Origin of the sequence: Polaribacter glomeratus (genome assembly GCF_002954665.1) — a bacterium.
Lineage (GTDB): Bacteria > Bacteroidota > Bacteroidia > Flavobacteriales > Flavobacteriaceae > Polaribacter > Polaribacter glomeratus.
On the sequence record NZ_MSCM01000002.1, the window covers coordinates 758,716 to 773,759 of the forward strand.

16 protein-coding genes are annotated in these 15,044 nt (G+C 30.9%); 5 read left to right on the forward strand and 11 right to left on the reverse strand.

What is annotated here, in order from left to right:
* Positions 1 to 66 precede the first annotated feature (66 nt).
* Positions 67 to 411: a hypothetical protein gene (locus BTO16_RS13365; protein ID WP_105022167.1), complete on the forward strand. Its 345-nt coding sequence runs from the start codon at positions 67 to 69 to the stop codon at positions 409 to 411.
* On the opposite strand, the gene BTO16_RS13370 is transcribed toward BTO16_RS13365, so the two are convergent.
* Positions 399 to 1,457 (reverse strand): isoaspartyl peptidase/L-asparaginase family protein, encoded by a 1,059-nt coding sequence (locus BTO16_RS13370; RefSeq protein ID WP_105022168.1) that lies wholly within the window; start codon positions 1,455 to 1,457, stop codon positions 399 to 401. The two genes, BTO16_RS13365 and BTO16_RS13370, sit on opposite strands and share 13 nt — an antisense overlap.
* Before the next feature lie 113 nt (positions 1,458 to 1,570).
* Here BTO16_RS13370 and amaB point away from each other — a divergent pair, with 113 nt between their 5' ends.
* A complete protein-coding gene (gene amaB / locus BTO16_RS13375) occupies positions 1,571 to 3,112 on the forward strand; it encodes an L-piperidine-6-carboxylate dehydrogenase (protein WP_105022169.1) in 1,542 nt (513 codons plus the stop codon).
* 108 nt (positions 3,113 to 3,220) lie between these two features.
* Here the strand turns inward: amaB and BTO16_RS13380 are convergent, their stop codons facing one another.
* On the reverse strand, positions 3,221 to 3,667 hold the full coding sequence (locus BTO16_RS13380) for an FKBP-type peptidyl-prolyl cis-trans isomerase (protein ID WP_105022170.1): 447 nt from the start codon (positions 3,665 to 3,667) through the stop codon (positions 3,221 to 3,223).
* Between the two features lie 443 nt (positions 3,668 to 4,110).
* On the opposite strand from BTO16_RS13380, the gene BTO16_RS13385 reads away from it, so the two are divergent.
* The 3 genes from BTO16_RS13385 to BTO16_RS13395 all read left to right on the forward strand — a co-directional run bounded on the left by BTO16_RS13385 (position 4,111) and on the right by BTO16_RS13395 (position 7,066).
* The gene (locus BTO16_RS13385) at positions 4,111 to 5,484 is read left to right on the forward strand and encodes a DUF1800 domain-containing protein (protein WP_105022171.1); all 1,374 of its coding nucleotides are present in this window, start codon (positions 4,111 to 4,113) and stop codon (positions 5,482 to 5,484) included.
* Positions 5,485 to 5,520: 36 nt separating this feature from the next.
* On the forward strand, positions 5,521 to 6,711 hold the full coding sequence (locus BTO16_RS13390; protein WP_105022172.1) for a DUF1501 domain-containing protein: 1,191 nt from the start codon (positions 5,521 to 5,523) through the stop codon (positions 6,709 to 6,711).
* Positions 6,712 to 6,841: 130 nt separating this feature from the next.
* Positions 6,842 to 7,066 carry a hypothetical protein gene (locus BTO16_RS13395; protein ID WP_105022173.1) on the forward strand — a complete coding sequence of 75 codons (225 nt, stop codon included), beginning with the start codon at positions 6,842 to 6,844 and terminating at the stop codon, positions 7,064 to 7,066.
* 87 nt (positions 7,067 to 7,153) lie between these two features.
* Here the strand turns inward: BTO16_RS13395 and BTO16_RS13400 are convergent, their stop codons facing one another.
* The 9 genes from BTO16_RS13400 to atpE form a co-directional block, all read right to left on the reverse strand.
* The gene (locus BTO16_RS13400) at positions 7,154 to 8,296 is read right to left on the reverse strand and encodes an ATP-binding protein (RefSeq protein WP_105022174.1); all 1,143 of its coding nucleotides are present in this window, start codon (positions 8,294 to 8,296) and stop codon (positions 7,154 to 7,156) included.
* Positions 8,297 to 8,397: 101 nt separating this feature from the next.
* A complete protein-coding gene (locus BTO16_RS13405) occupies positions 8,398 to 9,150 on the reverse strand; it encodes an SDR family NAD(P)-dependent oxidoreductase (protein ID WP_105022175.1) in 753 nt (250 codons plus the stop codon).
* Between the two features lie 232 nt (positions 9,151 to 9,382).
* Positions 9,383 to 10,318: a hypothetical protein gene (locus BTO16_RS13410; protein ID WP_105022176.1), complete on the reverse strand. Its 936-nt coding sequence runs from the start codon at positions 10,316 to 10,318 to the stop codon at positions 9,383 to 9,385.
* Between the two features lie 81 nt (positions 10,319 to 10,399).
* The gene (locus tag BTO16_RS13415) at positions 10,400 to 10,894 is read right to left on the reverse strand and encodes a hypothetical protein (RefSeq protein WP_105022177.1); all 495 of its coding nucleotides are present in this window, start codon (positions 10,892 to 10,894) and stop codon (positions 10,400 to 10,402) included.
* A gap of 175 nt (positions 10,895 to 11,069) precedes the next feature.
* Complete coding sequence (atpG, locus tag BTO16_RS13420; RefSeq protein WP_105022178.1) at positions 11,070 to 11,936, reverse strand: ATP synthase F1 subunit gamma; 867 nt, start codon at positions 11,934 to 11,936, stop codon at positions 11,070 to 11,072.
* A 73-nt stretch (positions 11,937 to 12,009) separates the two neighbouring features.
* Complete coding sequence (gene atpA / locus BTO16_RS13425; protein ID WP_105022179.1) at positions 12,010 to 13,587, reverse strand: F0F1 ATP synthase subunit alpha; 1,578 nt, start codon at positions 13,585 to 13,587, stop codon at positions 12,010 to 12,012.
* Between the two features lie 68 nt (positions 13,588 to 13,655).
* Positions 13,656 to 14,213, reverse strand: a complete 558-nt coding sequence (gene atpH, locus BTO16_RS13430) for an ATP synthase F1 subunit delta (RefSeq protein ID WP_105022180.1) — start codon at positions 14,211 to 14,213, stop codon at positions 13,656 to 13,658.
* 5 nt (positions 14,214 to 14,218) lie between these two features.
* Positions 14,219 to 14,719, reverse strand: a complete 501-nt coding sequence (locus tag BTO16_RS13435; RefSeq protein WP_105022181.1) for a F0F1 ATP synthase subunit B — start codon at positions 14,717 to 14,719, stop codon at positions 14,219 to 14,221.
* 96 nt (positions 14,720 to 14,815) lie between these two features.
* On the reverse strand, positions 14,816 to 15,010 hold the full coding sequence (gene atpE / locus BTO16_RS13440; RefSeq protein WP_105022182.1) for an ATP synthase F0 subunit C: 195 nt from the start codon (positions 15,008 to 15,010) through the stop codon (positions 14,816 to 14,818).
* Positions 15,011 to 15,044: the final 34 nt, after the last annotated feature.

Here is a 15,044-nt window from a genome sequence, read left to right on the forward strand (position 1 = left end):
TATTTTTGTTTAATTAATAGTTGTTTTTTGTAAACAATAAATAATAAAATTTAACTCCCTACAATAATGAAACTTAAACTCTCTACATACAGAACCTTTAGCGGCACTAAACAAGTTGTTGAAATTATCAGAAAAAAAGAAACACAATGGTTAATTTATGAAGATGATAAACCTAAGTTTTTTGTAGACTTTTTTGATTTAGAAAAAGAATCGAACTCAATGATGAATAGCTTGGTTTTGTGTGGTAAAAGAACAATAGAAGAGGTTTTAGAATTGATAAATAAAAGAAATAATATTAATTTATCGATTCCGGTAATTTCAAAATTAGGCATAAAAAAGAGATTAAAATCAGAAGTTATTGAACTTTCTTTAGAGTCTTTGCCAGAAAAATGGCTCGATTATTCTTTGTAGATTTTTAAAATTAATTCACCTTTATCATTCATAGAAGCTCGGTACATGCCTGCGGTATTAAATTCAAAAGACATATTGCCTTTTTTATCCAAAGCCACAACACCGCCTGTACCGCCCAATTTTGTTAGTTTATTTTGTATAACATCTGTGGTTGCATCTTTTAACGTTTTTTGTTGATATTCCATTTGAGCAGAAATATCGTAGGCAACTTGAGTTCTAATAAAATATTCTCCCCATCCGGTAGATGAAATTCCGCATGTTTTGTTATTTGCATACGTTCCAGAACCAATAATTGGTGCATCGCCAATTCGTCCCCAACGTTTATTGGTCATTCCGCCAGTAGACGTTCCAGCAGCAATATTTCCTTTTTTATCCAAAGCAACGCAGCCAACGGTTCCGAATTTGCTATTTTTTATATCAGCATCATAAAAAGCAGCTTTTTTATCATCATGATCAAGTTCCGTTTTTTCTCTGTCTTTAATTCTTTGTAAAGATTTAAAACGTTTTTCAGTATAAAAATAACTAGGATCTACAATTTCTAAGCCTTTTTTTTTTGCAAAAACAGATGCTCCTTCGCCAGAAAGCATTACATGCTCTGAGTCTGTCATAATTTTTATGGCTAATTCAATCGGACTTTTTACATTTTTTACTCCGGCAACAGCGCCAGCATTCAAGGTTTTTCCATCCATAAAAGAAGCATCCAATTCATTGGTGCCTTCATTTGTAAAAACAGCTCCTTTTCCTGCGTTAAATAAAGGTGATTCTTCCATTACCTGAATCGTTTTTAGAACAGCATTTTGACTTGTTCCTCCATTTTTTAAAATTGTATAACCAACTTTTACAGCCTCTTCAAGTTTTGCTTTGTATTCTGCTTCTAATTCATCAGACATGTTTTCTTTTAAAATAGTGCCGGCACCTCCATGAATTATAATTGCAAACTCGTTTTGTTGTACTTCCGTATTTATTTCTTCGGATGAGTTTGTCGTTTCATTTTTACATCCAAATAAAAGCATTAATAAGATAAAAAGAGATAGAAATGTTTTCATTACGTTGTTGTTTAATATTTAACAAGTTTAATTGTTTTTGTTTAATTTATATATGTCTTAAATTATTCGTAAATTCGTACATCGAATATAAACAACAAAAACGAAACAGCAAAATGACAGATTTTGGAATTAAAGAAGCACTAAAAACGTTAGGCCTAAAAGATATAAATGAAGGAACTTCTACAGGTTCTAACAATTTTTCTAATGGCGAATTGATAGAAAGTTATTCTCCAGTTGATGGAAAACTGATTGGAAAAGTAAGAGCAACTTCAAAAGAAGACTATGAAAAAGTGATGGAAACAGCTACAAAAGCGTTTAAATCATTTAGAAACATGCCTTCTCCACAAAGAGGAGAAATTGTACGTCAGTTTGGTAACAAATTAAGAGAATTAAAAGAACCTTTAGGAAAATTAGTTTCTTATGAAATGGGAAAATCTTTGCAAGAAGGTTATGGAGAGGTTCAAGAAATGATAGATATTTGTGATTTTGCTGTTGGATTATCACGTCAATTAAATGGGCAAGTAATTCCGTCGGAAAGACCAGGACACGTAATGAGAGAACAATGGCATCCAATTGGGGTTGTTGGTATTATTTCTGCTTTTAATTTTCCAGTTGCAGTTTGGGCTTGGAATACCGCTTTAGCTTGGATTTGTGGCGATGTTTGTGTTTGGAAAGGTTCTGAAAAAGCACCTTTATGTACGGTAGCTTGTCAAAACATTATTGCAGGCGTTTTAAAAGAAAATAATTTACCAGAAGGTATTTCTTCTATTATAAATGGAGATTATAAAGTAGGTGAAATGATGACTACGGATACTAGAATTCCGTTAATTTCTGCAACTGGATCTACAAGAATGGGAAGAATTGTTGGTACTACTGTTGCACAACGTTTTGGAAAATCTTTATTAGAATTAGGAGGAAACAATGCGATTATTATTACACCAACTGCAGATTTAAAAGTAGTGGTTCCTGGCGCTGTTTTTGGTGCTGTAGGTACTTGTGGGCAACGTTGTACATCTACAAGAAGATTAATTATTCACGAATCTGTGTATGATAAAGTAAGAGATGCCATTGTTGGTGCTTACAAACAAATCAAAATAGGAAATCCTTTAGATGAAACGAAACATGTTGGGCCGTTAATTGATAAGGATTCTGTAAATACGTATTTAGCCGCTATCGAAAAAGCGAAAGCTGAAGGTGGTAATGTATTGGTTGAAGGTGGTGTTTTAACTGGCGAAGGATTTGAGTCTGGTTGCTACGTAAAACCAGCAATTATTGAAGCTGAAAACCATTTTGAAATTGTACAACATGAAACTTTTGCACCTATTTTATATTTAATGAAATATTCTGGTGAAGTAGAAAATGCAATTGAAAAGCAAAACGGAGTTGCGCAAGGTTTATCTTCTGCAATTATGACGAATGAAATGAAGGAAGCTGAGAAGTTTTTATCGTATGCTGGTTCAGATTGTGGAATTGCAAACGTAAATATTGGAACATCTGGTGCAGAAATTGGTGGTGCTTTTGGTGGTGAAAAAGAAACTGGTGGAGGTAGAGAATCTGGTTCTGATGCTTGGAAAGTTTATATGCGTAGACAAACAAACACCGTAAATTATTCAGACGAATTACCTTTAGCACAAGGAATTAAATTTGATCTTTAAAAAGTTCTAAGCTTTTTGTAAAAATAGAAAAACCCAACTTTTTAAAGTTGGGTTTTTTATGCTTTAGAATTTATTTCTAAAATTAACTTTGGTTAAAAAATAAAAAATTTATTTTTTAAGTTCAGTTTCTAAAATTTCTACAACTTCAAGATCAAAAATTAAATCTTTACCTGCTAAAGGATGATTACCATCAATAACAATACTTTCTTCTTTAACTTCAACAACCATTAAATTCATTTCTTGGCCGTCTGGTGTTTTAGAAACAAGACCCATTCCAACTTCTGGCGTCATATCTTGAGGAAGTTCACTTTTTTGCACTTCTTGTATTAGATCTTTATTAATTTCTCCATACGCTTCCTCTTTAGCAATTGTAATGGTTTTTTTCTCTTTTACTTTCATATCGATCAACCCTTTTTCAAAACCAGGTATTATCTGTCCTTGTCCTAACGTAAACTCTAATGGTTCTTTTCCTTCAGAACTATCAAAAATTTGTCCATCAGATAACTTACCTGTATAATTTACTTTCACTGTGTTGTTTTCTTTGACTTGAATCATCATACTATGTTATTTAATTTTTAAAAATATTTTTCGCATAATTCTTACGCAGCAAACATTTTAATTTAAACTTATACTAAGATTAGCCGCGAAAATCAAGCCAAAAACAGCAAAAACAGGAATGAAATTTTATAAATTGATGTTTTGATCATTTTAAAATGTAAAAATAGGCACGTAGCCCTTTGATGAACTCAAAGTATCATATTTTTCGCCTTTTTTAAAATAACTGTTTAAAAAAGAATCTAATCAGCAAGTATGTCAGTTAAAGTAAAAAAATAGTGAGCATTTGCGCCAACTCCGTAAAAAAACAAAGAGTAGTTTTGGTTGCAAAGTAGTCTAAATACCTAAAAATAGTGTGAAAAGGAAGTTTAAAAGGTTGTTTTTATAGGATTTAATTTTTCTTATAAAATTAAACTATCTTTAATTTATTAAGTCTAAAGCTCATGAAATCAATACACATACAACATTTATATAACAGGATTGGTTTTGGTATTACACCAAAAGAATTGAAGCGTTTGGCTAAGAAAAGTAAAAAAAATGTGATCAATGAGCTATTTAATTCTTCTAAGAAAATAACTCCTTTAACTATTGATATTTCTTTTTTAAAGGACATAACTGCACAAGATTATAAGGATAAACAAAAGCAAAGAGAGCTTCAAAAAATTAGCAGACAAAAAGTACATGAATTTTCTGTTGCCTGGGTGTATAGATTGATGAATCCTTCTGAAATTTTACGTGAAAAAATGACGTTGTTTTGGACAAATCATTTTGTCTGCGAAAATAAAAACATCTTATTTATTCAAGAGTATAATAATGTTTTGCGTACAAATGCGCTGGGCAATTTTAGCGATTTTACAAAAATCGTTTCAAAACAAGCTGCAATGTTGAATTACCTTAACAACAAACAGAATAAGAAAAAAAGCCCGAACGAAAATTTTGCGCGCGAATTAATGGAGCTTTTTACATTAGGTCAAGATAAGTACACACAAACTGATATTAAAGAATCTGCAATAGCTTTTACAGGCTATGTTCATAATTTTAAAGGAGAAGTTATTCTAAGAAAAAAAGATCATGACGAAAATGAGAAAACTTTTTTAGGAAAAACAGGTAATTTTAATGGTGATGCTATTATTGATATTATCCTAGAAAAGGAGCAATGTGCTAAATTTATATCAGAAAAAATATACAGTTATTTTGTAAATGAAAAGATTAATAAAAGTCATGTAGAAGAAATGACAGCTGTTTTTTATAAAGAGTATAATATCGAAAAATTAATGCGTTTTGTGTTGCTTTCTGAGTGGTTTTATGCGGATGAAAATATTGGTGTAAAAATAAAATCGCCAATAGAATTTATTGTGGGCATTAACACAATTGTGCCTTTTACTTTTGAAAAAGAGCAACAAATTTTGTTAGTTCAGAAATTATTAGGTCAGGTTTTAATGAGTCCGCCAAATGTGGCAGGCTGGAAAACAGGCAGAAATTGGATTGACAGCAATACCATTGTTACGCGCTTGCGATTGCCATCGGTTTTACTAAATAATGCAGAAATTACATATTCTGATAAAGGAGACGAAGAATCTACAGATGCTAATTTTGACGAAAAAAAATTACGAAGAAAAGCATTTATCAAAACAAAAACAGCTTGGAAAACCTTTGATGAAAACTATAAAAACAGTTCTCATCAAGAATTAATGCAACAAGTAATTACCACAAAATTAAATGCAGGTACAGCACAAATGCTACTGAACAATATGCAAATGCCCAAGCAAGATTTTTGTGTACAATTAATGAGTTTGCCAGAATATCAACTTTGTTAACCTCTCAACAGCGCCCTAGAAAACAAACCTAAAACTATGAAACGTAGAGATTTTTTAAAACAAACCACATTTGCATCGGGCATGTTTTTTGTTCCGCAATTTTTAAAAGCTTTTGAGAACAATCCAACCAAAACGTTTAGCAATAAAAAAGTGGTGATTATTCAGTTAAAAGGTGGTAATGACGGTTTAAATACAGTTGTGCCTTTTAACAATGATATTTATTATCAGCAAAGAAGTACAATTGCAATCAATAAAAAGGATCTTCTTAAAATTTCTGATGAAGTTGGTCTTCATAAAAGTTTACAGCCTTTACAAAACTTGTACGATAAAGGTTTTGTAAGTATTATCAATAACGTGGGCTATCCAAATCCTAATTTATCGCATTTTAGAGCTACGGATATTTGGCAAACGGCAAGTGATAGTAATGAATATTTGCAAAATGGTTGGGTTGGTAGATATTTAGATTATACCAAAGGAAACCCTTACAATGCTATAGAGGTTGACGAAAGTTTGTCTTTAATGTTGAAAGGAAGAACGCAAAATGGTTTGGCAATTACAGATCCTAATTTATTTTATAAATCGATGCGTGAACCTTTTTTTAATAATGTGGTGCAGAGTTATAAGGATCCGCATTTAAACGAGCATAATTTGGGGTATTTATACAATACTATGATTGATGCAAAATCATCAGCAAAATATATTTTAGAAAAAACAAAAGCGAAATCAACGGTTGCAGAGTATCCTAAAAATATTTTTGGGAAACAGTTAAAAACCATTGCCGGTTTTATAAATTCAGGTTTAGAAACCCAAGTTTATTATGCGGGTTTAAGCGGATTTGATACACACGCAAATCAAGCAAATACGCAAGAGCGATTGTTAAAAATTTATGCAGAAAGCATGGAGGTTTTTGTAAATGATTTAGAAAAAAACAATGCTTTTGACGATGTTATTATTCTTACTTTTTCTGAGTTTGGAAGACGTGTAAAACAAAATGAATCTAAAGGTACAGATCATGGAGCTGCGAACACTGTTTTTGTAGTTGGTAAAAATTTAAAGAAACAAGGTTTGTATAATAACTTGCCTAATTTGGGCGATTTGGATAAAAACGGAAACTTAAAATATGAAATTGATTTTAGAGAAATTTATGCTACAATTTTAGACAAATGGTTACAAGTTGATGACGTTGCAATCTTAAATAAATCGTTTTCTAAATTGGATTTTATTTAGTTCTTAATTTTTGGTGATTAAATTATTGCTTCTAATAATTCTGTTATATTTAATTGAATACTCGTTTAAGAATTACAATTTAGTGCTATCTAAAATCAACTGTTGTATATTGCAAGTATAAACGATTATTATGAAATTAAATTTATTGTCTTGCGATTCTCAGCGACCAGATAAAAGAGCGATTGCTAAATGTATTGCAGAAGTTTCATCTAATATTTCGGAAAGCTTGTCAAATGAACTTACAGATATTCTCTTAGAAGGAGATGCTGTTGATATAGAAGTAACAGATAAAAATGCTGGTTCTGCGCTTAGAGCTTTGCGAAAACTAGATATCGATTACGAAATTATTGAATAATTTTTAAAATTTGTTTTATTTCGTATTCATTTTATTAAAAAAGCGATTAATTTTTTTGGCTTCTTTATTTAAAACCTTAAGTAAATTCTAGCCATACTTCACTTTTCTAATAACACGTATCGCCTCTTTGTATTTAATGTATGTAGTTTTATCTTCTAAATTTCGCATATAATTCTTTGCCTTTTTAAGTTGATTTGCTGCATCTAAAAATCCATTTAAAAAACAGATTAAATAATTGGTTGGCAACCTAAACACATCCTCATGTTCTAGAACAGAAAGCGGAGTCTCATTTATAATTTTAGAAATAATTTTGTTGCTGTTTGTATAAATATGATTCATAACGATTTCATCATATTTTGGTGGCTTAAACAAAAATTCAGTAACAATATCATGTTTACCATTATCTTTAAAGTTAATGATCGTTTTTTCTAAAGGATAATACGTTTCACTGGCGTCAATACCTAATAATATAAATTCTGTTATTATAAAAGAATGACTGTTATAACTGATTTGAACATCATCCAAAGCAGAAAAAAACAATCTAACTTGTTCATTAATCAACTCAATATCTACTCTAGAAAAATATTCTTCTTGGTTGATGATTTTCTTTTCTCCAGCCCAACACAGTACAAATTGTTCGTTAAAAACTTTGTATTGAGGATTGTTTGCTGGTTTATGATTGTTTATAAAATCGAAGACTCCGTTTAAAGTAAGTTCAATATTGTTTCTTGCGTTATTTTCAATGGATTCTACTATTGATTTATTGGTGTTTTTTAATTCAAAAGTTGTCTTCAAAAAAGGCATTGAATTACTTCCTTTTCTATGAAAAAGGGTTCCTTTTTTATACTTCCAAGTGTTTTTTAAAAAAGAGGTTATTTGATTATTTGGGTGAATAGTAACCAAACCAACTACTTTGTGCCTTGGTAACCTTGGAAAAGGTACATTTTCGTACTGAATTTTAGGCGGATTTACCAAATACGCATTTACTAAATTTTGAATTTTACTATCATCGTAAAAATCGACGCCAAGAATTTTATTTTCTTCATCTTCTATACCAATTACGATGTAAGAATTGTTTTCTGGATTGGAGTTGGAAAGCGCACAAATATGTTTTAGAAACTTTGCCTTTCCTTCTTTATTACTTAAAGATAATTTTTGCTTTTTATCATAAAAACTATTCTCATCATTTTGAGAAAGTAGGTTTTTGATCAAAAGTCTTTTGTTAATCACTAATTATTATTTATTGGCATTCGTGTTATTCAAACTTTGTACTTTTTGCTTCTGATTTTTAAATTTAGATGATTGGTTAAATAAATTACTTGCGTCTAAATCTATTTTTTATTCATAATAGTTGCACTCGCTTGGGCCGACGGATACACAACTAAATCCTCAATATTTACATGATAAGGTCTCGTTATTACAAAATGAATAATATCTGCAATATCTGCTGCTTGTAAAGCTTTATAGCCTGTGTAAACTGTTTTTGCTTTTTCTGTATCACCTTTAAAACGAACTTCAGAAAACTCGGTTTCTACAGCACCAGGGTGAATTGCGGAAACACGAATGTTATATTTGTTTAGATCGATTCTCATGGCTTTATTTAAAGCGTCTACGGCGTGTTTAGAAGCACAGTATACATTTCCGTTAGGATATACTTCTTTTGCGGCAATTGAACCTATATTTACAATAAAACCATCATTATTTTTTATCATTTGTGGAATGATTGCCTTAGAAACATACAACAAACCTTTTACATTAATGTCTAACATAGCATCCCAATCATCTAAATCGCCATCTTGAATGCTAGATAACCCATGCGCATTACCAGCATTGTTAATTAAAATATCAATATTCTTAAATTTATCTGGAAGTGATGCAATAGCAGCAGATACTTCGTCTCTTTTAGAAACATCAAACTGTAGAGTAGTTACTTCTGTTAAATCGCTTAATAATTCTTGAAGTTTATCTAATCTTTCGCTTCTTCTGCCGCAAAGAATTAAACGGATGTTGTTTTTGGCAAATAATTCTGCAGTTGCTTTACCAATACCCGAAGTTGCACCGGTTATAAATGCTGTTTTTCTCATTTGTTATCTTTTAATTAGGATGATTTTTTTATGAACTGGTACTTTTAAATATCAGTTTTATAAAAAATATAAATCTTATCATAAAAGTATAAAAACAACTTGTTTTATGCTACGAAACACTATTTTATTTTCTTAGTTATAAGCAAAGAAAAAACCGTCCTCCTCAGGACGGTTCTTCTTTCAATTGGTTATTGAGAAATAACCAACCAAAAATCAACTAACCAAACTTATTTTAAATATTTTCTAATCTTCTAACCTTTGTCTTTCTTTCTACTTTAGTACGTTTTCTATTGTTATTCCTTACAGTTGGTATTTCGGTTTTAACATTTTTTTCACTTTTTAAGTATGGTAAAAAACCATATCCTTTAAAGTCGTACGTTGTCTTTGAGCTTATATGATATAAACGAATGTTATTTTCATTTGTAACGCTTAACTCGAACTCTTCTATATCTCCACCATCATAATTAAGTGTTAAAATTTTTAGGTCTTCATAACCCGTAACATCAAACACTTCATATCCTCCTACATAACTCCATCTTATATAATCAATTTGTGTGCCAAAGTTGTCTTTTGAACTCCTAAATGTTGTTATGTTATTTGGTGTAAACTCTAGGTAATTTTCATCATCAAAGTTATTTGGAGTTCCGTCTCTAGTCTCTATTTTTCCCCAAGCTTCATATTCTTGTAAAAAATACTCTATATTTTCATAAAATAGTTTGTCGTAATTAAAATTTCTAATACTATATCCTATTAAATAATAGCTTACATTTTGTCTTCGGTTATATAATATAATTTCATTATTTGATAAAATTGTTACTTCAAAATCGTTTGCACCATTTAAATCATGATTTGTTTCTAACAGACCATTAAAAGTATTGTAAGTTCCAACATCAATTCCTAAACCATTTCCTGTTCTACCAATAGCTACAATATTATTATTTGCGTATAGAATACCGTTTAAAAACGATAGGGTAAAAGCTCTAGAAACAAAAGGAATATCTCCGTTACCTGAAGTTCTATGATAATCTACATACCATAAATCATACTCAGATACTACTTCTTCTAAAGTTGGTTGATACTCATTATAAGAATCTTGATAAACTGTTGTACAAGAATTTAGAAGAGTTCCTGTAATAATAATTGCGAAAAGTAATTTTAGAGTCTTCATAAGCTTCCAGTTTATAAGTTACGCTTATATATATTCAATATGTGTGCCAAAAAATAGTAAACACTAATAATTAAATTTTAACTATTTGATATCATTGTCTTTACGTGTAGAAGGATAAAATATAGATTTCCCTTTTTTGATAGATTTTACTTTAAAGTACTTCGTTTTTCCTTTTACGATGTAGCTAATTATTGCTTCATTTTGTTTCAATTCGTAAGGAAATTTTTTAATAGCAGTAACAGTATTATTTATTTCTTCGGATGCATTTTTTGCTAAAGTTACACTTGTTTTTTTTGACGTCATAAAATTAGCAGCTATAAATTTTTTGTCTTTGGTTTTACTACTTTCTAATATAGCTGTTTTTTCTAAAAAGAAGATGCTATCAAATTTTATAGGATAAAGAGCAGTATATGAAATGTTAACAGTTATACCTTTATTTCCTGGTACGCCACCAGTCCAATTATTATATATAGCAGACGTAATTGCAAATGGCGGATTTTCTTCAAACTTGGTACTGCCACATTGAGAAAGTAGAGTAGTAGTTATAAGTATTGCTAAAATTTTTAGTGTCTTCATTTTTTTTGTTTTTTGTATATAATTTCAATTGTTATGCCAAGATATAAAAAAAGAGCTTATCAAAATTTGATAAGCTCTTTGTACTTTATATTATTGTGTAAACGTTGAAACTAAAATATTTAACTTTTAAACGCTTTTTGCTTTTAACATTTTACTTTGCTAACTGGGCGGCTGTCTAATTTTTCAAAGCTTCTGCACCACCAACAATTTCTAAAATTTCGTTAGTAATTGCTGCTTGACGGGCTTTGTTATAAGTTAGCAATAAATCGTCTCTTAAATCTTTTGCATTGTCTGTTGCTTTGTGCATTGCGGTCATACGGGCACCATGTTCCGAAGCAAAACTATCTCTTAGCGCTTTATATAATTGCGTTTTTAAAGATTTAGGAATTAAAGCTAAAACTATTTCCTCTTTTGAGGGCTCAAAAATATAATCAGAATTAACTGCTAATGCATCTCCACCCTCTATAGGTTTTATAGGCAAAAACTGTTCTACTTGTGTAATTTGAGTAGCTGCATTTTTAAATTGATTGTAAACCAATTCAATTTTGTCATACGTTCCGCTTGTATATAACACCATTAATTCTTCTGCGATGGCAGCAACATTGTCAAAAGTTAAATCATCGTAAATAGCATTTCTTTTTTCTACAACTTTTACTTTCTTTGCTAAAACATCACCACCTTTTTTACCAATCGAAAATATATCAACTTTAACATCGCTATATTTTTCATTAATAGTTCTAATAACACCTTTTGTAATTGACGAGTTAAAACCACCACATAAACCCCTGTTAGACGTTATTGCCACGATTAAAACTTTAGAAACTTCTCTTGGTTTAGAATATTCACTACTAGCATCACTATCTAAAGTTGCACTTAAATTTTGCAGCAATTCAGTTAGTTTAGATGAATAAGGTCTCATTGCCGTAATTGCATCTTGCGCTTTTTTCAACTTTGCAGCAGATACCATTTTCATGGCAGATGTAATCTGCATTGTCGATTTTATAGAGGTAATTCTATTTCTTATTTCTTTTAAGTTTGCCATATTTTAGTAATTAGTTGTTAGTAATTAGTTGTTTGTAGTAAGCTATTATGGGCCAACTACTAAACACTAACTTCTAATTAAAATGCTTAGAAATTTCTTTAGCTGCCGCTTCTAATACAGCAATTGCTTCGTCTGTTAATTTACCAGACTTTAAAGAATCTAAAGTATCTCTATGTTTTGCGTTTAAATAATCTAAATAATCTTTTTCAAATTTCTTAACCATATTTACAGGAACTTCCTTTAACAAGTTTTTAGAACCTGCATAAATAATAGCTACTTGATCTTCTACTGTAAAAGGATCATTTTGAGCTTGTTTTAAGATTTCAACATTACGTTGTCCTTTAGAGATTACATTCATCGTAGCTGCATCTAAATCAGATCCAAACTTAGCAAATGCTTCTAATTCTCTATATTGTGCTTGATCTAATTTTAAAGTACCAGATACTTTTTTCATCGCTTTAATCTGCGCATTACCACCAACACGAGATACAGAAATACCTACGTTAATTGCGGGTCTTACACCAGAGTTAAATAAATCTCCATCTAAGAAAATTTGACCATCCGTAATAGAAATTACGTTTGTTGGTATATATGCTGATACGTCTCCTGCTTGTGTTTCAATAATTGGTAATGCAGTTAAAGAACCCCCACCTTTTACAATTTCTCTTAAAGAATCTGGTAAATCGTTCATTTCACTTGCAATTTTATCATCATTGATAATTTTTGCAGCACGTTCTAATAATCTTGAGTGTAAATAAAATACATCTCCAGGATATGCTTCACGTCCTGGTGGTCTTCTTAATAATAAAGAAATTTCACGGTAAGCAACTGCTTGTTTCGATAAATCATCAAAAACAATTAAGGCAGGTCTTCCAGAATCTCTAAAAAATTCTCCAATCGCAGCTCCAGCAAATGGTGCATATACTTGCATTGCCGCAGGATCTGATGCGTTTGCTGCTACGATAGTTGTATACGCCATAGCTCCTTTTTCTTCTAACATGTTTGCAATAGCTGCAACAGTAGAAGCTTTTTGACCAATAGCTACATATATACAATACACTGGGTTACCAGCATCGTAAAATTCTTTTTGATTTAAAATGGTATCAATAGCGACAGTGGATTTACCTGTTTGACGGTCTCCAATAATTAACTCACGTTGACCTCTACCAACAGGAATCATTGCATCAATAGATTTAATACCAGTTTGTAATGGTTCTGTTACAGGTTCTCTATAAATAACTCCAGGCGCTCTGCGCTCTAAAGGCATTTCGTATGTTTTTCCTTCAATTGGTCCTTTACCGTCTATTGGGCTTCCTAAAGTATCTACAACTCTACCAATAATTCCTTCACCAGCTCTTAAAGATGCAATACGCTCTGTACGTTTTACGGTAGAACCTTCTCTAATTTCAGTTGAAGCACCTAATAATACAACACCTGCATTATCTTCTTCTAAGTTTAAAACGATACCTTCTAATCCATTATCGAATTCTACTAATTCACCATATTGCACGTTCGCTAATCCGTAAACACGAGCAATACCATCTCCTACTTGTAATACAGATCCTACTTCACTTAATGAAGCTTGTGCTTCAAAGTTCGTTAATTGTGCTTTTAAAATTGCTGATACTTCAGCTGGTTTAATACTTGCCATCTTTTTAAAATTTGCTTTGTGCTTTGTTATTTAGGCTTTATGCGCAATGCATATTGCTTACAACTTACTTATATTTTTGGAATGTAATGACTATTGTCAAATTCCTTTCTTAATTCATTTAAATAATTAGAGATACTTGCATCATATTGGATATCTCCTACACGTAAAATAAATCCTCCTAAAATAGCAGGGTTTACAACGTTTTCTAAATTTGCTTTGTTACCCGTTAAGGATACAATTTTTGCTAAAACTAAAGCTTCTACTTCTTCTGTTAAAGGAACAGCGGTAGTAACCTTAGCTACTCGTATATGTTTAAGATAATCGTAGATTATAGCATATTGTTTTGTAATAGAGGCCAACATTTCTATTCTTTTGTTTTCTTGTAATAAATGAAATAAACCAAGAGTTACTGGGTTTACTTTATCAGTAAATAAAGCATTTAACACCTTTACTTTGTGTGATGATTTTATTACAGGACTCTTTAACATTACTTCAAACTCTGGATTTTCAGAAATAGTAGCCGCAATAAACTGCATGTCTTCGTATACTGCAGATTCCTCTTTAGTATCTTTTGCAAGGTTTAAAATTGCTTTAGCGTAACGTAATGCTGCTCTTGCGTCTTTCATAAATATTAATTTAAAGTAACTTCTTTTAAAATTTCTTCAACTAATGCAAGTTGATCTTTTTTAGAAGATAATTCTTTTTTAATTACAGTCTCTGCAATACCGATTGATAATTCTGCAACGTATTTTTTAAGTTCTGCTAAAGCTGCTTGTTTTTCTTGTTGAATAGAAGCTTGTGCTTTTTCTATTAAGGCAGATGTAACTTCCTTTGCATCTTCTTTTGCTTCAGCAATCATACTATCGCTAATATGTCTAGCATCTTTCATCATTGCTTCTCTTTCTGCTCTTGCTTCTTTAAGCAATCTTTCATTGTCTGCATTTAAATTTTGCATTTCTTTACGCGCATTTTCTGCAGCTGCTAATGCATTCGAAATACCAGTTTCTCTTTCTTCTAAAGAGTTTAAAATTGGTTTCCAAGCAAATTTCACCATTAATGCTATTAATGCAAGCAACAATATTGTTGATACTGCAAATAAACCTGGTGAAAAATCGTTTAATAAAGTTTCCATTTTATGAACTAATTATATTTTTTGTTCTTTGTTTTGATGTTAAAACACATTCTGTAACCAACCGTTACAGAATGTTGTTTTTTGTTTTTGTTTGGATTATTTTCCTAAGAATAATGCACCAAATGCTAAACCTTCTAATAATGCAGCGATAATAATCATTGCTGTTTGAATTTTTCCTGCCGCTTCTGGTTGTCTAGCAATACCTTCCATTGCTTTTCCACCAATTTGACCTAGTCCAATTCCTGCTCCGATTACGATTAATCCTGCTCCAATTAAATTGTAAGTTACCATGTTAAATGATTTAAAAATAAATTAAACAAATTTG